Here is a 20,889-nt window from a genome sequence, read left to right as displayed (position 1 = left end):
GATGATCTCTCTTATCACGGATTTGACGCCGAAACGGCATATTCACCGTGACGATACCCAGAACCAGCCTCTTGGCAAGAACTTAATGGTTAACAGAAACTTAACGTCATTTGCACTTCAACCACCCATGTTTCCAAAAGCTAACATTGAATCATTGGGTTAGAGGAATGCACCAACTCAAATGTCCGAAGCATCTGTTGCTGTGAATCCTCTGGGCCTCTCATTCAAACAGTATCCTTCACGACTTTTCTCGAAGACACGCTGGAGCGAACCCCGAATCGGAACGAGCTATTCCAGATCAACCTGAACGACCGATACGGGATCTGCGAACCACAAATTTGTACGTGGACATGACAGCGTCGTGCAGCTCTTTTCCCTCGCAGATCAATCAGCGAGGAGAAGGCCTACAAATGCTTCAGTCGCATTCCCGCCTTGTGCGCAAGCTTCAGGAAGCACTGGGCGATCGTCTATGTATCGCCCTCGACGACCCTGGGGTCGTCGAGATCATGCTCAACCCGGACGGCAAAGTTTTCATCGAACGGTTAGGGCAGGGTATTGCGCCTGCGGGTGAGATGGCTGCGACAGCAGCGGAAACAATCATCGGCTCCGTCGCACACGCTCTCCAATCAGAGGCGGACGATGAGCGGCCGATCATTTCGGGCGAACTTCCCATTGGCGGACACCGCTTTGAAGGGTTGCTGCCCCCGGTTGTCGCGTCCCCAACGTTCACGATCAGGCGCAGAGCCTCCAGGCTGATCCCACTCGATGACTATATCGCTGACAAGGTGATGACGGAGGCGCAAGCTACAGTGATCAGGAGCGCAATCGCGAACCGGCTAAACATCGTAATCGCCGGGGGAACGGGGTCGGGCAAAACGACTCTCGCCAATGCAGTGATCGCTGAAATCATAGCCTCAGCGCCGGACGACCGCATGGTCATTCTTGAAGATACTGCGGAAATCCGGTGTGCGGCAGAGAATGCGGTGTGCCTGCATACCAGTGACACGATCGATATGGCGCGACTGCTCAAGAGCACCATGCGCCTCCGTCCCGACCGCATCATCGTTGGCGAAGTCCGCGACGGCGCCGCACTAACGCTGCTGAAAGCCTGGAATACTGGCCATCCCGGTGGCGTCACCACCGTCCACTCCAATACCGCCATGTCCGCCTTGCGTCGTCTGGAGCAACTGACCGCCGAGGTCAGCCAGCAACCGATGCAGGCTGTGATCGGCGAGGCCGTTGATCTTGTCATCTCGATCGAGCGCGCAGGGAGGGGGAGACGGGTACGAGAGGTCATCAATGTCGAGGGCTTCAGCGGTAGCCGGTACCAGACCGAACATTACGCTCAAATTGATGAGGACATTCATGCTGCATAATCGCTCTTTTCGCCTCGGACTGCTCGCTGCGATGTTCTGCGCGGCGCTTGCCGCGCCAGCCCTTGCCAGTTCCGGTGGGAGTCTTCCCTGGGAGGGGCCGCTTGAACAGATTCAGGAATCCATCACTGGGCCAGTCGCAGGAGCAATTGCCCTCGCCGCCATGGCGATCGCCGGCGGAATGCTGATCTTCGGCGGCGAGCTCAACGATTTCGCGCGACGCCTCGTCTACATCGTACTGGTCGCCGGTATCCTGCTGGGGGCGACGACGATTGTCGGACTGTTCGGTGCGACCGGCGCGTCGATCGGCATCACTGCCACAAGTTTGCCAGGGACCGTTTCCCAGCCGATGTCCGTTGCAAGAGGGGAGGGGGCCAATGGGTGAGCCGCATTCCGCTCTCCAACGCAATCGCATTCACCGCGCTCTTTCACGACCGAATCTGCTGATGGGGGCAGACCGAGAGCTCCTGCTTGTCACAGGGCTGGTGGCGATCATCCTGATCTTCGTCGTGCTCACCCTGTATTCAGCGCTGTTCGGCATCGCCATCTGGTTCGTGATCGTCGGCGCACTGCGCATGATGGCAAAATCCGATCCCCTCATGCGTCATGTCTACGTGCGGCATTTGCGCTACCGGCATCACTACCTGCCCACGTCTTCGCCGTGGCGGCGTTTTTAGAGGTGCAATGATGGTCGCTTTGCGTTCCCTTCGCCCGTCTGCACCGTCGTTCGCCGATCTCGTGCCCTATGCCGGACTGGTCGACAATGGGACCATTCTTCTCAAGGACGGAAGTCTCATGGCGGGGTGGTATTTTGCCGGCCCTGACTCCGAGAGCGCCACGGATTTCGAGCGCAACGATCTGTCCCGTCAGATCAATACGATCCTTTCACGGCTAGGTTCCGGCTGGATGATCCAGGTCGAGGCCGTGCGCATCCCAACAACTGACTATCCTTCTGCGGAACGCAGTCATTTCCCCGATGCTGTCACTCGAATGATCGATGATGAGCGGCGCAAGCACTTCGAACAAGAGCGCGGGCATTTCGAGAGCCGGCATGCGCTCGTCCTGACATATCGCCCTCCCGAGCGCCGGCGATCTGGCGTCACGCGTTATATCTACTCGGACACTGAGAGCCGGACGGCGACCTATGCCGACACGGTGCTCGACAGTTTCAGGCGCTCCACCCGAGAGATTGAGCAATACCTCGGCAACGTCATCTCCATTGAGCGTATGCGGACGCGTGAGGTGCCGGAACGCGGTGGCACCCGCATTGCCCGCTACGATGAGCTGTTCCAGTTCATCCGGTTCTGCATCACCGGTGAAAACCACCCAGTCCGTCTGCCTGAAATTCCCATGTATTTGGATTGGCTGGCGACCGCGGAGCTAGAGCACGGCCTTACCCCGAAAGTCGAAAACCGGTTCCTCAGCGCGATTGCGATCGACGGTTTGCCGGCCGAGAGCTGGCCAGGCATCTTGAATAGCCTCGATCTCTTGCCGCTCACCTATCGCTGGTCGTCACGCTTTATCTTTCTGGATGCCGAGGAAGCCAAACAGCGGTTGGAGCGCACGCGCAAGAAATGGCAACAGAAGGTGCGGCCGTTCTTCGACCAACTCTTCCAGAAGCAAAGCCGATCGGTTGACCAGGACGCAATGGCCATGGTCGCTGAGACTGAAGACGCGATCGCCGAGGCTTCTTCGCAGCTGGTCGCTTATGGCTACTACACGCCGGTCATCATTCTATTCGACGAGAGCAGAGAAAAGCTCGCCGATAAAGCTGAGTCGGTTCGAAGGTTGATCCAGGCTGAGGGATTTGGCGCGCGGATCGAGACGTTGAATGCGACGGACGCATTCCTCGGGAGCCTGCCAGGCAACTGGTACTGCAACATCCGGGAACCGCTGATAAACACCCGCAACCTCGCGGACCTCATCCCCCTCAATTCCGTCTGGTCGGGCAGTCCACTTGCGCCCTGCCCGTTCTATCCACCCGACGCGCCGCCACTGACGCAGGTGGCTTCCGGATCGTCACCCTTCCGACTAAACCTTCATGTGGATGATGTCGGGCATACGCTTATTTTCGGACCAACCGGTTCCGGCAAGTCAACGCTTCTCGCGCTCATCGCAGCGCAATTTCGCCGGTATAAGGGTGCGCAGGTTTTCGCCTTCGACAAAGGCAACTCTATTCTGCCGCTGACGCTGGCCGTTGATGGTAATCATTACGAAATCGGCGGCGAGGCAGGGGAGGGGGCTAGGCTTGCCTTTTGCCCTCTCTCCGACCTCTCGACCGAGACCGACCGCGCCTGGGCTTCCGAGTGGATCGAAACACTCGTCTCCCTGCAGGGTGTCACGGTCAACCCGGACCACCGAAACGCCATATCTCGGCAGATCGGTTTGATGGCGGGGGCTCCAGGCCGGTCGCTGTCGGATTTTGTGAGTGGCGTGCAGATGCGGGAGATCAAGGACGCGCTGCACCACTATACTGTTGACGGCCCCATGGGCCAGCTTCTCGACGCTGAACAGGATTCGCTGACCCTCGGTCAATTCCAGTGCTTCGAGATCGAGCAACTGATGAACATGGGCGAGCGAAATCTCGTCCCCGTGCTGACCTATCTGTTTCGCAGGATCGAAAAGCGGCTCACGGGGGCACCAAGCCTCATCATTCTCGATGAGGCTTGGCTGATGCTCGGCCACCCGGTTTTCCGCGACAAAATCCGCGAGTGGCTGAAGGTGCTGCGAAAGGCAAACTGCGCCGTCGTTCTCGCCACTCAGTCAATTTCGGACGCAGAGCGCTCGGGCATCATCGATGTCCTGAAGGAATCCTGCCCAACCAAGATCTGCCTCCCGAATGGGGCTGCCCGCGAGTCCGGGACACGAGAATTCTATGAGCGCATCGGCTTTAATCCTCGCCAAATCGAAATCGTCGCAGCCGCTATTCCAAAGCGGGAATATTACGTGACGTCGCCGGACGGACGCCGCCTTTTCGATATGGCGCTGGGGCCGCTCACCCTCTCCTTCGTCGGTGCTTCCGGCAAAGCCGACCTCGCTCGGATCCGGGAACTTCTCTCAACTTACGGCAAAGACTGGCCGACCCAATGGCTCAATGAAAGAGGGATCAATCGCTATGCTTGACCATATCCTATCGCTCAGAAGAAAATCAGCGACCGTTGTCATTGCAGCGTTTGTAACCGGCGCTTCCACACCAGCATTTGCTGGCTCAGCGACGGGCGCTGCAACCGAGTGGACACAGCTTGCCAACAATGCACAGCTCGTCGACCTTCTTAAAAGCTCTGGCCTGCAAGTCGACAATCAGCTGACACAGATCAGTCAGTTGGCCGAGCAGATCCAAAACCAGCTGAACATCTACGAAAACATGCTGCAAAACACGGCGCAGCTGCCCGATCATATCTGGGGGCAGGTGGAGAGCGACCTCAATCAGCTCCGCAGTATCGTCGATCATGGACAGAGCATCTCTTTCTCGATGGGGAGCGCAGATGATGTGCTGAAACAGCGCTTTCAATCCTATGCTGATCTTCAGACTGCCGCCGCCAACGGGACGGACCTATCCTCGAACTATGCCCGTTGGTCAGATACCAACCGCGACACCATCGCCAGCACGCTCAAGGCTGCAAGCCTGACGGCTGACCAGTTCGACAGCGAGGAGGATACGATGGCCTCCCTCCGAAACATGTCGGAATCGGCCGATGGCCAAATGAAAGCTCTCCAGGTCGGCCACGAAATTGCGGCGCAGCAGGTTGCGCAAATGCAGAAGCTGCGTGGTCTCGTCTCCCAGCAGATGACGATGATGGGGACGTGGCTGCAAAGCGAGCAAACCGACAAGGATCTCGCGCAGGCTCGGCGGGAAAAGTTCTTCAACGCCGATACCAGTGCCGTCCCCGAAGGTCAGAAGATGGAGCCACGCTGGTGAGCCGCGCAGTTGTCATTGCTATCGCGCTTTTGGTCGCGGCGGCTTCGGTGTCCGCAGCAAGGGTGTTCATCATGAAATCCGACGATCGGTCCGCATCCAAAATGAGTGAGAAGTTTTTCGGTGTGAAAAAGGACCTGCCCCCGATCGAAAAGGGCCAGGAAATGCGTCCAAGATGGTGAGGGCACGGATCGAGTTGATCTTTTTCGCAACCGGACTTGCCTGCCTTATGCTGGCCGGCCCTGCGTTTGCACAGCAGGGCCAAGTCCTCACAGAGCTTGAAAATCAGGTTTCTTCCGCTGCCAAGGGTTGGGAAACAACCATCATGGATGCGGCAAAGTCTCTGTTCTGGATCCTCGCCGTAATAGAGGTAGGGATTGCCGCGGTGTGGCTCGCCATTCAGTCGGCATCCCTCGACAGCTGGTTCGCTGAGCTTGTGCGGAGGATCATGTTCATCGGCTTTTTTGCCTTTGTTTTGAGCCAGGGACCGACGTTTGCCAAAGCTGTTGTCGATAGTCTCTATCAGATCGGGGCCGGCAGCGGGTCAGCTTCGCCTGCGGAGGTGTTCGATGCGGGTATCCGTGTCGCTTCGCAGATGTCGGAACAGGCCAAGTTCGGTGTCTTCGAGGATAATGCCCTTGCGATCGCAGCCGTTCTCGCCATGGGTATTGTTGTAATCTGCTTCTCGCTGGTGGCAGCGATTTTCGTGGCTGTGATGGTCGAGATGTATGTCGGCCTACTCGCGGGAATGATCATGCTCGGCCTTGGTGGATCCTCGTTCACCAAGGACTTTGCTGTCCGATATCTCGTTTATGCTTTCGGCGTTGGCATGAAGCTCATGGCGTTGGTCATGATCGCTAAGATCGGCTCCGACGTCCTCTTAGGGCTGGCTCAGGCCCCTACCGCCGAGACCGACCAGTTCATCACAACACTTGCGATCGCCGGCATCTCGGTCGTTGTGTTTATCATCGCGATGTATATTCCAAACATCATGCAGGGCGTCGTTCAGGGGGCGTCTGTTTCCGGCGGGATGGAAGCCATTCAGCACGGTGGGCAGGCGGCGTCTTTCGCAACCGGCGGAGCCTTCCTGGCCGCAGGTGCGGCCGGAGCAGGATTTGCAGCAGGGCAAGCGGCGCGGGCCGCCGGATCATCCTTTGGAGGAGCGGCTATTCGCGGAGTGGGTGCAGGCCTTGGCTCGGCCGGACAAGCAGCAGGATCCGCAGCCAAGGAGAAGGCGATCGGGTCGCCCGGCGCTTATGCCGGCTCCATCCTTGGCCTAGCGAACGCGAAGCTCGACCAGGCTCGTGGCAAAGGAGCCCCGCCCAGTCAGCCGCCGGAACGACACGACAAATCGTAAATTTAAGACAGGGAACACAATATGGCAGCGCAACGCGCCCCCGAGAACCCGTTTCTTGCCGCAAGGCAGGAATGGTCGGAACGATACGGCTCTTACGTGAGGGCGGCCTCGGCATGGCGGATCGTCGGAATCTTGAGCCTCGGCATGGCGCTGATCGGTTTCGGTTATTCGTTGTATCTGAGCACGCAAGTAAAGCTTGTTCCGTACATCGTTGAGGTCGACAAGCTCGGAAACACCATCTCCGCCGGGTTTCCGCAGCAGATCGAATATGCCGACGCCCGGGTCATCCGGGCAACGCTCGGCGGCTTTATCACCAGTTTCCGCTCCATCACGCCGGATGCCGTCGTCCAAAAACAATACATCGACAGAACCTATGCGCTTCTCAGGACAAGCGATCCATCGACCCAGAAGATTAATGCCTGGTTCCGTGGCAACTCGCCATTCGAAAAGGCCGTGAATGCGACCGTCGCCATCGAGGTGAACAACATCGTCGCGCTGTCGAACCAGACCTATCAGATCGACTGGACTGAGTACGAACGGGACCGCAAAGGCAAGGAAATCGCGACACGCCGATTTCGCGGCATAGCCACGGTGGCGATCACTCCGCCCCAGGACGAGGCGACAATCCGGCTCAATCCCATCGGACTCTATGTCAAGGACTTCGACTGGACCGCGCAACTGTAAGGGCAGGGAACTTCAATGAATACACAGTTAAATTGGGTAGCGCTTTGCTGCATTACCGCACTTGCGCTTCTGATCACGGCGACGACATCGGGCTTTGCCCAGAGCCTGACGACGAATGAGGCGAAAGGAACCACCCTCTCCAACAAATGGCGTGGGCAGCGGGGACTGGTGACAACTGGGGCCGACGGAAAAGTCATCTTCCTGTTCGGTGAGACGCAGCCTTCTGTCGTCTGCTCACCTTTACAGGTCTGCGACATCGAGCTTCAGGGTGGGGAGATTGTCCGCGACGTTCTTGTCGGCGATACGGTGCGTTGGAAGGTCGAGCCGGCCACATCCGGTGCTGCGGGCGGACAGGCAATTCACCTGATCGTCAAACCGTCTGAGGCCGGGCTGGTCACATCGATGGTCGTGACGACGTCGAGGCGCACGTATCACATTCAGCTCAAATCGCATCCAAGCCAGTACATGGCCCGCGTTGGTTTCGAGTATCCGGAAGAGGCCGCGACGAGATTCTCCGACATCAACGCTCGAATTCAGACGATGACCAATTCCAACGGCGGCGTACCGCCAGAGCAACTTGCCTTCTCCTATTCGCTGAGCGGCAGCGCGCCCTGGAAGCCGAAGCGCGTCTATTCGGATGGGCAGAAGACCTACATACAGTTTCCGCGAACGCTCTCCGGTCAGGATGCGCCGGTCCTCTTCGTGGTTTCTGGCAGGCAAAACCGGATCGTAAACTACCGGATGAAGAACGGCATGATGATCGTCGATTACAATATCGACAAGGCTGTCCTTGTTTCGGGCGTCGGCTGGCGTCAGCAGAAAATCACCATACGGCGGGGAGGCTGATCGATGCGCCTTTGCCTTCTTCTATTTGTTGCTGGCGTTCTTCTCTCTGGTTGCCAGACCGGAACAGACGAGATCACGACGAGCGCCGCGCCTTCGACGGTAACAGGCCCCGTGGCAAGCGCTATCGCTGGCGACATAGCTGGGCGTTATGCCGAGCAGGCGGGATCGACCGCGACGCCGATCAGGCTTCACAGCGACGCATCGGATTTCGCGACCGCGCTCGAGGCCGCGTTGAAGGGGTGGGGTTTCACTGTCGTGACGGATGATAAGGCACGCTCCGTGAAGAACACCGCCAAACCGATCGAGCTGGCATATTCGTTGATCGACGTTGACGGACAGGTACTCGTGAGGCTTTCCAGCGAGACACTCGAGCTTGGGCGGGCCTATTCGGTGTCATCTGGTGGCGCCACGCCGGCAAGCCCGCTTTCATTAATGAAGCGGAACTGAGGAGAGACAGATATGGTCCAGTCGCTCCAGCTCGGCAATCCGAGCAGCGCCTCGCAGGAAAAGGGCATGAAACGGCTCAATCGCCTGCCGGTGTTCTTTGGCATCGGTATCGCAGTCGTCGTCGCCTGTGTCCTTGTCTACGGCATATCATCCCGGGGACTGCGGTTCGGCGACAGAATCCCGGATGAAGCAGGCTCGAACGTCCCGGCCTCGACCTTCGCTGATCAGATGAAGCGCGGGGTGAAAGACGGCATCATCGGGGATCGCGAAGAGCAGCCCGTATTCCAGCCCACGCCCACAACCCAGACAAATGTCGAGGCCAAGCCGGTTGAAGAAGAGCAGATAAAGCAGCAGGCACGGGAAGAGCGCCGACCGCGAATGGAGTCGGAAGAAGAATGGTTGGCCCGACTTCGCCGCGAGCAGCGCGAACAAGTCCTGCGTGAACAGCAGCGACAGCGCATGGCCAGCCTTCAGGCCCGTGCGACTGCGTTTGATTCGCCGCTGAAGGTCAAAATCTCGGAGCTGGGAAATATCTCAAACGACACCAGGACAACAGAGCGGCAGCCGGTCACCAACAACGGTGCCTCCGACCTCTATGCCGCGGCCATGAAATCAGGTTTGGTGGGGCAGAATGTTGATCCAAATGGGCAGATTGCGAAAGAAGATTTCTTCAACGCCGACATCAAGGATCTCGGCTACCTGCCGAACCAGGTTGTACCTCAGCAGTCACGCTATGAACTGAAGCGCGGCTCCGTCATCCCCGCGACCATGATTACCGGCATCATGTCCGATTTGCCGGGCCGGATTACAGCGCAGGTGAGCCAGCACATCTACGACAGCGCCACAGGACATTTTCTTCTCATTCCGCAGGGTACCAAGTTACTCGGACGCTATGACAGCAAGGTCTCGTTTGGCCAAAGCCGCGTTCTGGTGGTCTGGACGGATGTCATCTTCCCGAACGGCTCGACACTGCAGATCGGCGGCATGGCTGGAACGGACTCGCAGGGCTATGGCGGCTTCTCGGACAAGGTCAACAATCACTATTTTCGAACCTTTGGGTCGGCGGCGCTTGTTGCACTTATAGGTACCGGCATCGATATGGCGGTTCCGGAGAGTTCGACCCTCGCCACACAGGATACGGCTTCAGACGCGGCGCGTAGAAACTTTGCCGAGACCTTCGGCCGCGTCGCGGAGCAGACGATTTCCAAGAACTTGAATGTTCAGCCCACCATCCAAATCCGGCCGGGCTACAAGTTCAACGTTCTCGTAGACCAAGATATTGTCTTTCCCGGCAATTATGGCGGTTGAGGCACACGTTGTCGCAACCGCCCTTTGGACAACTCCTGGATCAGGCCGATACGCGCACGGTCTCGCTGTCCGCAATTTTGCGCGGCCGATATCCTGCATAAAGGGGTGTCGCGACACCAAGCGCCTGCTGCATGCGCGTGCGAACTTCCTCTGAAACTTCGAAAACACCGCAGCAAACCGGAGAGCGACCATAGCCGTCTGCGCGGCCAACCTCTTCAACCGCGAGCCCCGCCCGACGATAGACGCGCGCCAGCTGCGGCTCGTAGTTCGAGACCAGCGTCTCGATACCGTGCGACAATCCGCATTCGCACAATGCCAGCAACAGCATGCCGAAAGCCTTGCCCGTTTCCAGGCTCGGAAAGTCCTCGGAGAGTGTTTCCTCATCGAGGCACATTCGTGTCCCCTCATAGATACCGGGTGCGATCAGGCTGGCACCCGCAAACGTGTCGCGAAAGACGTCGTAAAGAAGCGTCGGGCCGGTGGTGGGCATCAGCCGCAGCGTTCCATAAAGGCGATCCGCGCGATCATTGCACCACATCAGGTAAGCCGGCCGCAGAGCATCGTACTCGTCATGCTCGCAATCATCGTCGATTGTCACGGCCCAACCGAGTTGATCGTGAAAGACGCGTTTGCGAAGGCGAAATGCCTGATCCATGAGAGGCTTATAACGGGTGTACTGATGCGCCTGAACCAGAATGAACAAGGTTTATCTCCAGCTGTTGATCTTGGCTGGAAGATGCCGCCTCACGGGGAAGCCAGATATTCCCGCATATGCTCAAGCCCATATGCGGGTATTGCTCAGAGGTATCCGGGCGATCGGCTCATATCGCGATCACACGTAGCTTAAGGGCAAGAGTGGCCGCCGCCGAGATGGTGGCGCAACCAAGTTTCGTCCTGGCCGATTTGATGTAGCTGCGGGTCGTGTGATGGGAAAGGCCGAGAATAAGCGCGATATCCTTGTAATCCTTGCCGAGCGCGCTCCAGTAGAGGCACTCACGTTCCCGCGGACTCAAGACCGGGATCGGATCGCTCGCGCCATGTAGCTCGAACACTGCCATCTGGTGGACGAGATCCGCGAGATCGACCCATTCACTCCGATGAGCATCGACCAGATCCTCCCAGTCTTCGGCGGAGGCGTTCGAATTCAAAGAGAGGATGGCCCGTCGGCCGGCTTTATCCGATATCGGGATGGAAAAGCCAAAGCGGCCGATCCCATGGCGTATTGCGTCTTCCAGAAACATCAGCATCTCGGGCGCGACTTCGAGTTCTCGCCAATCGAAAGGCAGCTGGCGCAGAAAGCCCTCGCGCGCGACAGGATCGATGGTGACATAGCCCTTCAACAAATAGGTGGATACCCACGCATCCGGGTAGGTCGTGCGCACGAACGGGGCATCAAAATCGCCGATCACAGTCGAAGCGAGATGGTAGGTTATGAAATCGACGCGATAAACCGACTGTATCAAATGGAGTGCTTCGGTCACCGTGCCCGCCTTTGCAAGGCGCTCCTTGACGTCAGAAAAATCGGCGAGAGGTCCTGTCAATATACGCTTCCTAAGCACTGCGGCCTGACAATCGGCCACAGAGATCGAATGATCAGCCAAAGGAGTTCGGCAGCGATGCAGAACTTCATGGGATTGTGCCGTAACCTGATTGCTTTCTCGGTTCAAACGCAACTTCCCGGCGAGGATAGGCATTGCTATGCGGAGGTTAATTTCGTTCGACGATTGGACGATCCTTCGTTTCAGTTTGGACACCAAAACGACAGCGACTCTAGGCTCCTTCTTCAATCGCTGGCCGCGAGCCGACCTCGGACGCAAACAAATCTGCGGTGGCGCGGATGAGGTTAGGTCGCTATAAGCGCTGGTGAGGCAGTACGCGCTGCCTCCGGGCTTAGTAACCCGACGCATGCCGGTTTGGCGTCCGCCGTTAGGGCGCCGAATTCCTCGACCTATGGTCGGGGAGCCATGGACGTATGTCCAGGTTCCTCGGAACTAAAGGTCTATGGGCCGGCGCATGCTCGGTTACTAACTCCCCGATCGCCAGGGGTCAGGAACTATGCGGGGGCGCACCGCGCATTCCTGTTTTGGGAGTTGAACATGGACGCCGACGACCGATTGAATGGCGAGGCAGTCGATCTGAAGCCGCTGATAGGGCTCTTGCATGGGCTTCCGTCACCGCTCGTTGAGCGTCTCACGATCGATGCAATCCGCGAACATCGGGATCTATTGGAGCGGGCAGAAAATCTGTTCAATGAACTGCCGGCTGACGTTAAAGCCGGCAAGGAGCTTGTTAGCGATACCCATATTGCCTATCTCGAAGCAACCATCAGGATGCACGCGCAAATGTCGGCGCTGACCACCCTGCTGCACATTCTGGGCTATACGCCAAAAGCCTGACCCGCTGGTTCAGCCTAAATCAAGCCTCGCCGAATGGCCAACGCCACGACCTGGGCATGGTTCGCCAGATTGTAGCGTGTTCTCACATCGTCAATCGCCGAGCGAACGCCAGCATACTTTGCCTGCTCCAGCTCAGCGATCACCTCGACGGTTTTGCCAAGTGAAAGCCAGCGAATATAGTTCGCCTGCTTCGGCGTCAGGACAATCTTTTCCTCGATGGAGGGCGTGACGCGCATGTGCTCAAGACGCGTATGAAGCTGGGCGACCGCTGATGCGGCCATAATGGCATCGATCTCCGTATCACTGGCAAGCGAAGGCTTCGCAGATGCAAAGGTCAGCATGGACATCGCACCGTTGGCGGTGGCGACCGGGATGGAAACGCCCGAGCGAATGTTGAAATCAGCGGCTTTCGAAAAGAAGTTTTTCTGCTCTTTTGACAGCGAGCTCTTGTCGGCTTCGCCGGACCAGGCGAAAGCGCGCCTTATAAGCTGGGCCTGCCGCATGACCGGATCGATGAACCGATAGTCCAGCGTGTCATAGATTTTCTGCCAGTCGATATCGTAGTTGGAGACCGCATAGGTCTGCCCGGGACGAATGTTTACGAAGGCATAGCCCACAAAATCGAACCGATCAGCAAGATTGGCCAGGGCGCCCTTCACCATGGACTGATCGTTTCCGATCACGGTGATATCCAGCAGTTTCTCGACCCAGTTTGACATCCATACTCTCCCTGTAAATCGCACCCGTTGCGCGGTGGCGAAATGCGTCGGCAGTCAGAAGGACCACGACGCTCGCGAACAGTGACCTGGTAAAGAATGAAGCATATTCAATCGCGTAAGTTGACCATGATGGAATGGTTTTCTAAATCGTTTTCTCGGAATTGCAAACCACGGATTTTGCTTACTCGCGGAAAACGTGTCAGCTCACAATTGGCCAAGCGATCTCAGCTTCATGGCCCCTGGGCAGAAATCTGTCATTGTTTTGCGAAATGCTTTACATGGAAGGACCCATTTAGAGCGAACCCATGTTGCAGCTTACCCACGACACCGAACAGCTTGCCCGGGAAATTGCGGCCCGTGTCGGGCGCAGACCGGACGATATCATACGCGCTGCCCTCAAACGTGAAGCTCAGGCCCTCGGGGTTTTCGGCGACCTGCCTGTGAGACATCGCATGACCGTCGAACAGATGACAGCGATCGGGGAAAAGGTTTCTGCCCTACCGCTGCTTGATACATCATCCCCGAAAGAAATCCTCGACGACCTGCATCAACCATGATTGTCGTCGATCACTCCGCAGTCGTCCACGTAGCCGCAATCAGGACACAGAAGATCAGGAGCACTACGGCTTTACCAACTTGACGAACTTAACCAACCTTGCCATATATAGCTCTCCGAACGGAGGGTGAGAGATGGCATCTCTGAAGTCCAAAACCAGCATACGTGACGGTGCAAGCGGGCGCGAAAAACCGGGCGCTGAATCCATGGCTTTTTTCCTGACCACAGGCGCCGCCCCGCTGGCGAAGGGGAGAGCCGCCTTCAAGATCAAGATCCCGGACAATGCATCAAAAGCCCTGACCGGCAATCCCAATCGCGTCAAGGCGCTCCTCCAGGAATACGGTCAGGCGATCGCAAAAAGCCGTTCTGCTGGCCACCCGGTCAGCTTCCGTGTCGATGTCGATTCCGAAGGTGAGATGGTTGTCACTCCCGTTGAGGCGGTGGAAATGACAACGGTGCCTGTCGTAGAGGAAAACGATGCACTGGATCCGGAGTTGGAGCAGGCATTGATGGCCGCACGGGCGCGGGGGCGCATAAAGGCTGCTGAGGTCCTCAGCGGCACTGACATGCTGAATGCCGACGAATTCGCCAAGCTGCTTGGCACAACACGCGTAACGGTGAATTCAAAGCGCCAGACCGGACTGGTATTGGGGCTGGATGGCGCGAAACGCGGGTTTCGCTTCCCGGATTGGCAGATCGATGCCGATGGCAAGCCGTTTGCAGCGCTTGCAACGCTCCACGAGCGACTGGGCGGAGCCTGGGCGGTTTACCGGTTCCTGGTCCAGCCCCACGGAGAGCTGGACGGACTGACAGGTCGCGAGGCATTGGAGCGGGGACGGACCGAGCAAGCGCTCGAGGTTGTCGAGAGCATTGGTCGAGATTTCCGCTGAATGGCACGTACTCTGCCGCCTCCCGGCTTTGCAAATGCAAGCCTTCACCTGCATACGGTCGCAGCCGGACTTCGGTTCGGTCGCATCTATCTGGGCACCTACCCTGATCCACTGGGCTTCGGTAAAACGCCGAGCCGTTTCAGCGATCCACGCCGGCGCAAATTCGCTAATCGGTTCGGGGTGCTCTATTTGGGCGATACGGTGAAGGTGTGCTTTCTCGAAGCCGTCTTGCGCGATCAACGCGATGGGGTCCTCGGCGACCTGCCGATAGCTGAATCCGAATTGTACGACCGCAATTTCGCAGAGATCGAGGTCATCAATCCGCTGATGATGGTCGATCTTCGAGACGACGGGCCGATCAAGATGGGTGTGCCGACGGATGTCGCGAAGGGCTCAAAGCAATCCCTCGCACGGAAGTGGGCGGTCGCCTTCAATGAACACGACAGCCAGGTCGACGGCATCATCTACCCGTCTCGGCTCAACGGCCACACCAACCTTGCACTGTTCGATCGAGCTATTGAAAAACTGAAGGCGGTCCGCACGACGAAGCTGATCCGCGCGCCGGGTCTGGCTGATATACTAAACGACCTCAATGTCGCAATTGTCGAACCTGATCGCTGATATTTGCCTGTCGTCGACGTCGGATCCAGCACTACTTCTGCCCACCGATCCGGGACAGATCGACCCGAATTCCCGCAGTCCCAACCTCTTTTTCGTCTAGGGGCTCCCCTTCGCTCTGGGAGGGGTTAGCATCCGCAGGTTTGTCCGCGGCATCCGAAGAAACTTCCTTCCGATCAACGATTGTTCCTCCTGGATCCTGCGCCTGAAACACGCTTTGCCCCTCGAATTGGCCGGTGTTCCAGGCGTAAACGGCATCTTCGAAGATCTGCGGAAGCACCTCACTGCTCGTTGGGTTGCCATACCACTTTGAAACGATGCGCATGATCTTGGAAAACATCTTCGTCCCCATGCGAAGATTTTCGCAAGGGTCGACCAGACCTGTTTTGAGCTCGGATGCGTCCTTCACGCCGACACCCGCCGGGAATTGTGTAAGGCCCACACGCACGACGGCCTGTCCGACATAATGGCGTATGATCTCCATCGCCTCGTCGGAGGTCTTCGGTTTTGGTACAAGGATGAGCCGCCCTCCGGCTTTGACCGTGACAGCCAGCGGATCGCCAAGACCGACAGCGGCTACAAACTGCTCGACGATGGCGGGTTTCAGCGAGGGATCGGCGCATTCCGCGATAAAGGCAGCATCCATGACGAAGGCTCCAAAGTTCAGGTATTGAAGGAAATCACAAGGGGGACGCCGAACAGGGCGGACCAGGCTCTGGCGCTTGCGCGCTGGATAGCGATGATGTTGCCACCTGTCGTCCACCAGCCATTACCGATCAAAACGATCGCATCTGGTCGATAAAGCATCGACTGGAGAATGGGCCAAAGTACGAGCTGCTCGTAGCAGATGAGCGGCGCGATCTTTCGGCCCGCAACCTCGACGACGGGATTGGCGAAGAAGCTGGCGCGGGCGCCGCCGGTCTCTCCTGTCCATCGCTCCCATGGGCGCCACATCGAAACCGGCACGGGCATGCGCTCGTGATAGAGAACACGTCCGCCACTCCCATCAACAGCGATCATCACATTGTCGTAGCCATTCGCATCGACCACGGCCGCACCGGCAATTACCGTCACGCCGGTGCCTCGCAATTCCTCCCGCCAGAGACGTTCAAGCGTTGGGGTCCAGAAGCCCAGCGCGCTTTCAGGCAGAACCACGACGGCTGCGCCGGCCCCCGCAGCCGCCCGAACGAAGGTTATCAGGTCACGTTGACGTTGAAGGGATTGATCGCGGCCCAGACTCGCGCCCATTTCAAGGTCGATACCACGCCACCCCTCCGGTAGAATCTGATTTGTCCCCGATGCGGCGGACCAAAGCCATAAACCTGACAGGGCAATGGCGATCGCCGGCCCAATCCGGGTTACCAGACCGATTAGGTCGGCTGACAACACGAGAAGCCCCCACCATCCCCATCCAGGAAACAGAATTCCCGCCGCCGTCAAAGGATGCGCCCAGCCTGTGATCCCGAGCGGGGGCAGACCGGTGAGAGCCAAGATGAGGAGATATCGCACCGCTTTTACCAAGCCCGATCGTGCTGTCCAGAATACCGCATGGACGGCAATGAAGGACGATGCCGCCGCTATCCAGAAGAGGAGGCCAACCCAGAGGTCGGCGGAAAAGAACTGGGCAACGCCGGCAGGCAATCCTCGCGACGCCGCCAGGAAATAGCCCGCTGCGACGAGGGCCGCGGCGATCCGCGTCGGTGATCGCGCCCACAGAAGCGGGAAGAAGGTTGCCGCAGGTAGAAGGGACGCCCGGCCGCTCCAGCCGACCGCCCCGGCGACCACGGCAAGCGAGACGAGAACGGCAGTCATCATGACCTCACGGCGCATAGGTCAACGCCTCTTGCGCCAGACCGAGCACACCTGAAACAGGTACCGGCCCGAAATACCTGGAATCCCATGAGCCCATGAAGTCGGAGTGCAAATACACCTCTCCGGGCCGCACCATCCCGCTTTGATCGGGCCGTAGAGATCGCCCCTGTGCATCCTTCTTTATGATGCGGGATCCGGGGATCGGCACGCCATCAATGGCGACACGATCGGTGACGTCCACGCGCTGTCCCGCCACCGCGATGACGGTCTTGATCAACGGTCCGAACCCACCGGGGCAAAGACCCGGACGGAGATATCCGCGCTGCCTCGCCACGCGCATAGCGGTATTTTCAGGCGGGCAGACGAAAACCGTTTCCCCGGCCAAGACGGAGCGATTGAGAGGAACGATGCGCCAGAGGCCGAGCGGCTCACTCGGCGTCGTGTTGATGCGCAGACCACCAATCCAACCTGCCGCAAAGAGGACGATCAACAGGCCGGTAGCCACGAAAAGCGTGACCAATGCGGAGCTTCGTTGACGAGACATCGCAGTGCTTTCAGGCATCGCCATAATCATTTCAGGGAAAGCCCCTTGATCTGGGTTTGCCGCGCTGTTTCAGCCTGCTTCAACGCCAGCGTGGTGCGCTCGTGCGCGGCGAGCTGCTGCACTGTGCGCATGTTGTTCCACGCCGACTGCACTTCATTTTTCTGCGAAGGGCTCATCCCGGCCGTCAATTTGGGAAAGGTCTCGCCGTTTGCATCTTTTGCCGAGATCGGCAGCAAGCTGCGTTCTCCGAAACGCTCGGACACAGCCTTGGCAAAGCCCTCCAGTTCCACTTTGACGTTCCTGTCGGCCAGCGCATATTCGAGACCGGCGGGAAGATCGTTGCGATCTATCGCATCGCGGATCCGCTCAAGCGTTTGCCTGGCCGACGGAGAGAGGGCAGGGATGTCGACGGAGACCTTGAGACGGATTGCCCGCTCTTGCGCTTCATGCTTACGCTCTGCCTCGGCCCGCGCCGTCACATATCGCTCGAGGTTTCGCGCCAAGGCAGGCGCGTTGACAAGCGCGGTGTCGCGCGCCGCCTTCTCGTTCGCTCCGGCGAAGATGCCGGTCTTGCCTTTAAGCGCTCCAAAACTTTCCGGCTCTGCTGCGATCTTCGCAAGCGTTGTCTGCGCTCTTACCGGATCTTTCAGCATGGCATCGACATTGACCGCCTTGAACGCGGTCTCCGGCTCGGCGAAGACTTGGGTAAAGCGTGTCGTGACCTCCTGCCATTGCTTCTTCAGACCGGGATCGGCGACTAGGCGATCCTCAACGGCCTGGTCGATCGATTTCGGGAACGTCGTGATGCCTGATACCATTGGCTTTGCCTCCATGACGGGGTTCGGGGTCATTTGGGTAATCGGGCCTTTGAGACCGAGCTGTGCGCCGATCGTCGCCAGGCGGGCGGTGAGATTGACGAGCTTCTGTTTCTGGCGAACGGTCCAGTCGAGGCGGTCGCGAATGAGGGTGCGCGCGACATTGACCAGATGCAGGCCACGCGCGTCGGCGAAGCGAAGGGCCGCGCGATAGAAGGCGCCCTTTTCGTAATCGAGCGTCGTTTCCTTGGAGTTCTTGCGCGATAGAAGCTCGGACAGGCCACCCCCCTTGGCGAAGGACCGCGAGCCATAATAGACGCCGAGATCCTCGCGATGACGGGTCATCGCCACATAGGTCAGGTGCCGGTCGAGGGAAAGCGAGGCCAGAACCTTGACCCTGTCGACGGTCGCGCCTTGGCTCTTATGGATCGTCGTCGCGTAACCATGATCGACGTTGTTGTAGAACCGCTGCTCTACTCTGATCGTCCGCCGGCGCTCGCCCTCGCCAATCTCGGCAATGATACGCCCCGGGGCGGCTTCCACGACCTTGGCCAGCATGCCGTTCTTGACGCCAAGCGAGCTTTCATTTTTGAGGAAGACGATCTGGTCGCCAGCGGCAAAATGACGGATACCGTCTTCCGTCTTGAAGGCGTGACCGTCATCGACAAGTCCGCGCTCCACCAGCTTGGCGCGCGCCAGGGTATTAAGCATCCGCACGTCGCGACGAAGGTGGGCGAGGATTAGAGAGGAATGGGCCGGATCGTAGTCGCGGTTCCAATCGGAGATTAGGTTTTCGACGGCTTGCGACTTCAAGGTCGATCCCATCATCCGACCGTTTGCGCTGTAGGATGCGACAGCCTTGGCGATGTTGCCGCGGGCGAGATCGAGCGAAGCGTCGCGCATCCATTGCTCGTGCTGGCGATAGATGGTTTCGAGTTCGGCGTAGCCGATGCGATCAGCGATGGCGCGGAAGGCGGCACCTGCCTCGATCGGCTGCAGCTGTTCGGGATCACCGATGAGAACGAGCTTTGCCCCGCGCAGAATTGCCTCTTCAACAAGCTGTGCCATCTGTTTCGAAGAGACCATGCCGGCTTCGTCCAGAACCAAAACGGTCTTGTCATCGAGATGGTCGCGACCTTGAGCCCAGCGCAGTTCCCAGGACGACAATGTGCGCGAGCCGATCCCAGCTTCCTTTTCCAATCCTTCGGCCGCCTTCCCCGCCAGGGCGGCGCCAACGACACGATAGCCGGCCGCTTCCCAGGCCTCGCGCGCCGCCTTCATCATTGTGGTTTTGCCGGCGCCGGCGCGGCCGATCACGGCTGCAATCCGTTCAGGACCTGCGACACGCTCAATGGCCGTTTTCTGCTCATCCGAGAGGCGCTCATGGCGCGCGAACACCGCTTCGATGATCTTCTGCCGGACGCGGTGTGACGATCGCTGGGACAGCCAGATCGACCGGTTTGCCATCTCGGCCTCAAGGCTGATCATCTCACGCGTCGTGTAGCGGGCTGGCGTCCTGACACCGGAGGTAAAGTCGATCCGCTCGCGATCGAGGCGCAGCACGTCCGGATGTTGCATGATCCGCGCCATCAAGTTCTGGAAGAGAGCTGCGTCGTCGACATAGCGATGGAGGACCTTCGCTACGTCGTGGTTGCCGAACACGCTTTTCTCACGGGTGATGAGATCGAGCACGATGCCGGGATTGCGCTGGATGCGCCGGACGTTCTCCGCGCGCCGCTCCTCCTGCAATTCGATCCGCTCGAGCTTCCGTGACCCGGCCGTGGCCAGCCCGTTTTGCGTTTCCGATTTTCGCTCGATGGCTGTGGCGCCGACACCGATATGAATGGTCGGTGTCAGGTCGATACCCTGCTTTTGGAAGGATCGGCCATCGATGCGGATATCGAGCCCTGCAAGCGCCAGGTGCCGATTTTGGACAGCAAACCATCCATCACGAAAGGCATTGAAGTCCTCGGCGCCACCCGCCCAGAGTTCATAGACGATTTTGCCGGCGTCATTGCGCATGGGCTGGCCGTCTGGTCCAAGAACAGCGACCTTCTTGGCACCGAACCCATCCTCGCTCAGAGGCCGCAACGTTGTCATCAGATGGACATGCGGGTTGCCGGGTGCATCGTGATAGACCCAGTCCGCGACCATACCCTTCGTCGTAAGGTGCTCGGCAACGAAGTCTCGCATCAGCGCGATGTTCTGCTCGGAGGACAGCTCGATCGGCAGAGCGATGGTGACGTCCTTGGCGAGTTGGGCATCGACCCGCTTTTCGAACACCTCGACCTTGTTCCAGAACGCTTCCGAGGCTCCCGAGACCGATCGATCGGAAATCATGACGCGTAGCCAGTCTGGCGCATCGGCAGGGATCACGAACTCCTCGTGCAGAAGCCCCTGCTTCCTCGTGTAGTCGATTGTGCGTGCTTCCCGCTCATAGTCCATCCTCGCGCAGTGCCGGTAGGCCGCTGACAGCACTGCGCTGCGGCCAGAGCCACGGGCGACGATGCTGACTGAGAAATGCGGGACGGCCACGGGCGGAGCACTCCTTCTTACGAATGAAATCAACTGGTTGATCGCAAGAGGTGGCCCCGCCAGGGGGCAAAAG

The 20,889-nt window shown here is 58.5% G+C and carries 22 protein-coding genes; 15 read left to right on the top strand and 7 right to left on the bottom strand.

Annotated elements, in window-relative coordinates; translation table 11 throughout:
- Positions 1-410: 410 nt before the first annotated feature.
- From trbB to trbI, 11 genes are read left to right on the top strand one after another with little or no spacing between them, the layout of a single operon-like run.
- Positions 411-1,376 carry a P-type conjugative transfer ATPase TrbB gene (trbB, locus tag AC07Y0_RS26090; RefSeq protein WP_052821131.1) on the top strand — a complete coding sequence of 322 codons (966 nt, stop codon included), beginning with the start codon at positions 411-413 and terminating at the stop codon, positions 1,374-1,376.
- A complete protein-coding gene (locus tag AC07Y0_RS26085; RefSeq protein WP_015647763.1) occupies positions 1,366-1,758 on the top strand; it encodes a TrbC/VirB2 family protein in 393 nt (130 codons plus the stop codon). Before trbB ends, AC07Y0_RS26085 begins: the two co-directional genes overlap by 11 nt.
- Positions 1,751-2,050, top strand: coding sequence for a conjugal transfer protein TrbD (locus AC07Y0_RS26080; RefSeq protein WP_015647762.1), 300 nt, complete (start codon positions 1,751-1,753; stop codon positions 2,048-2,050). Before AC07Y0_RS26085 ends, AC07Y0_RS26080 begins: the two co-directional genes overlap by 8 nt.
- Before the next feature lie 10 nt (positions 2,051-2,060).
- On the top strand, positions 2,061-4,496 hold the full coding sequence (locus AC07Y0_RS26075) for a conjugal transfer protein TrbE (protein WP_498680610.1): 2,436 nt from the start codon (positions 2,061-2,063) through the stop codon (positions 4,494-4,496).
- Entirely contained in the window at positions 4,489-5,292 is an 804-nt protein-coding gene (gene trbJ, locus AC07Y0_RS26070) for a P-type conjugative transfer protein TrbJ (protein WP_498680608.1), read from the top strand. The genes AC07Y0_RS26075 and trbJ overlap by 8 nt, the downstream gene beginning before the upstream one ends.
- Positions 5,289-5,471, top strand: a complete 183-nt coding sequence (gene trbK / locus AC07Y0_RS26065; RefSeq protein ID WP_071201508.1) for an entry exclusion protein TrbK — start codon at positions 5,289-5,291, stop codon at positions 5,469-5,471. Before trbJ ends, trbK begins: the two co-directional genes overlap by 4 nt.
- On the top strand, positions 5,465-6,646 hold the full coding sequence (gene trbL, locus AC07Y0_RS26060) for a P-type conjugative transfer protein TrbL (protein ID WP_498680607.1): 1,182 nt from the start codon (positions 5,465-5,467) through the stop codon (positions 6,644-6,646). Before trbK ends, trbL begins: the two co-directional genes overlap by 7 nt.
- A 21-nt stretch (positions 6,647-6,667) precedes the next feature.
- Positions 6,668-7,330 carry a conjugal transfer protein TrbF gene (locus AC07Y0_RS26055; protein ID WP_071201510.1) on the top strand — a complete coding sequence of 221 codons (663 nt, stop codon included), beginning with the start codon at positions 6,668-6,670 and terminating at the stop codon, positions 7,328-7,330.
- A 15-nt stretch (positions 7,331-7,345) separates the two neighbouring features.
- Positions 7,346-8,176: a P-type conjugative transfer protein TrbG gene (gene trbG / locus AC07Y0_RS26050; RefSeq protein ID WP_498680606.1), complete on the top strand. Its 831-nt coding sequence runs from the start codon at positions 7,346-7,348 to the stop codon at positions 8,174-8,176.
- Positions 8,177-8,179: 3 nt separating this feature from the next.
- Positions 8,180-8,623: a conjugal transfer protein TrbH gene (gene trbH / locus AC07Y0_RS26045; RefSeq protein WP_234689191.1), complete on the top strand. Its 444-nt coding sequence runs from the start codon at positions 8,180-8,182 to the stop codon at positions 8,621-8,623.
- Between the two features lie 12 nt (positions 8,624-8,635).
- Positions 8,636-9,931 (top strand): IncP-type conjugal transfer protein TrbI, encoded by a 1,296-nt coding sequence (trbI, locus tag AC07Y0_RS26040; RefSeq protein WP_498680605.1) that lies wholly within the window; start codon positions 8,636-8,638, stop codon positions 9,929-9,931.
- A gap of 40 nt (positions 9,932-9,971) precedes the next feature.
- On the opposite strand, the gene AC07Y0_RS26035 is transcribed toward trbI, so the two are convergent.
- Positions 9,972-10,634: an acyl-homoserine-lactone synthase gene (locus AC07Y0_RS26035; protein ID WP_046797665.1), complete on the bottom strand. Its 663-nt coding sequence runs from the start codon at positions 10,632-10,634 to the stop codon at positions 9,972-9,974.
- 118 nt (positions 10,635-10,752) lie between these two features.
- Positions 10,753-11,472 carry a helix-turn-helix transcriptional regulator gene (locus AC07Y0_RS26030; protein WP_498680604.1) on the bottom strand — a complete coding sequence of 240 codons (720 nt, stop codon included), beginning with the start codon at positions 11,470-11,472 and terminating at the stop codon, positions 10,753-10,755.
- 555 nt (positions 11,473-12,027) lie between these two features.
- Here AC07Y0_RS26030 and AC07Y0_RS26025 point away from each other — a divergent pair.
- The gene (locus tag AC07Y0_RS26025) at positions 12,028-12,327 is read left to right on the top strand and encodes a transcriptional repressor TraM (protein WP_133036883.1); all 300 of its coding nucleotides are present in this window, start codon (positions 12,028-12,030) and stop codon (positions 12,325-12,327) included.
- Between the two features lie 14 nt (positions 12,328-12,341).
- Here AC07Y0_RS26025 and traR read toward each other — a convergent pair whose 3' ends face one another.
- Positions 12,342-13,046: an autoinducer-binding transcriptional regulator TraR gene (traR, locus tag AC07Y0_RS26020; protein ID WP_498680603.1), complete on the bottom strand. Its 705-nt coding sequence runs from the start codon at positions 13,044-13,046 to the stop codon at positions 12,342-12,344.
- A gap of 305 nt (positions 13,047-13,351) precedes the next feature.
- Here traR and AC07Y0_RS26015 point away from each other — a divergent pair, with 305 nt between their 5' ends.
- From AC07Y0_RS26015 to AC07Y0_RS26005, 3 genes are all read left to right on the top strand, one after another.
- Positions 13,352-13,603, top strand: a complete 252-nt coding sequence (locus AC07Y0_RS26015) for a type II toxin-antitoxin system VapB family antitoxin (protein WP_498680602.1) — start codon at positions 13,352-13,354, stop codon at positions 13,601-13,603.
- A gap of 133 nt (positions 13,604-13,736) precedes the next feature.
- On the top strand, positions 13,737-14,492 hold the full coding sequence (locus AC07Y0_RS26010) for an XRE family transcriptional regulator (RefSeq protein WP_498680601.1): 756 nt from the start codon (positions 13,737-13,739) through the stop codon (positions 14,490-14,492).
- On the top strand, positions 14,493-15,113 hold the full coding sequence (locus tag AC07Y0_RS26005; protein WP_498680600.1) for an RES family NAD+ phosphorylase: 621 nt from the start codon (positions 14,493-14,495) through the stop codon (positions 15,111-15,113). It begins immediately after the preceding gene.
- Between the two features lie 31 nt (positions 15,114-15,144).
- On the opposite strand, the gene AC07Y0_RS26000 is transcribed toward AC07Y0_RS26005, so the two are convergent.
- Genes AC07Y0_RS26000 through traA form a run of 4 tightly spaced genes read right to left on the bottom strand, consistent with a single transcriptional unit; the run spans position 15,145 to position 20,816 of the window.
- Entirely contained in the window at positions 15,145-15,756 is a 612-nt protein-coding gene (locus AC07Y0_RS26000) for a TraH family protein (RefSeq protein ID WP_498680599.1), read from the bottom strand.
- Between the two features lie 17 nt (positions 15,757-15,773).
- Positions 15,774-16,940 carry a conjugal transfer protein TraB gene (locus AC07Y0_RS25995; RefSeq protein WP_498680598.1) on the bottom strand — a complete coding sequence of 389 codons (1,167 nt, stop codon included), beginning with the start codon at positions 16,938-16,940 and terminating at the stop codon, positions 15,774-15,776.
- Entirely contained in the window at positions 16,930-17,496 is a 567-nt protein-coding gene (gene traF, locus AC07Y0_RS25990; protein ID WP_498680597.1) for a conjugative transfer signal peptidase TraF, read from the bottom strand. Before traF ends, AC07Y0_RS25995 begins: the two co-directional genes overlap by 11 nt.
- The gene (traA, locus tag AC07Y0_RS25985; protein WP_498680596.1) at positions 17,493-20,816 is read right to left on the bottom strand and encodes a Ti-type conjugative transfer relaxase TraA; all 3,324 of its coding nucleotides are present in this window, start codon (positions 20,814-20,816) and stop codon (positions 17,493-17,495) included. Before traA ends, traF begins: the two co-directional genes overlap by 4 nt.
- Positions 20,817-20,889: the final 73 nt, after the last annotated feature.

This window comes from Allorhizobium sp. GW101-3B10 (genome assembly GCF_059424725.1).
The sequence above is the reverse complement of the archived record's forward strand: the minus strand, read 5'-3'. Positions and strand labels throughout refer to the sequence as shown.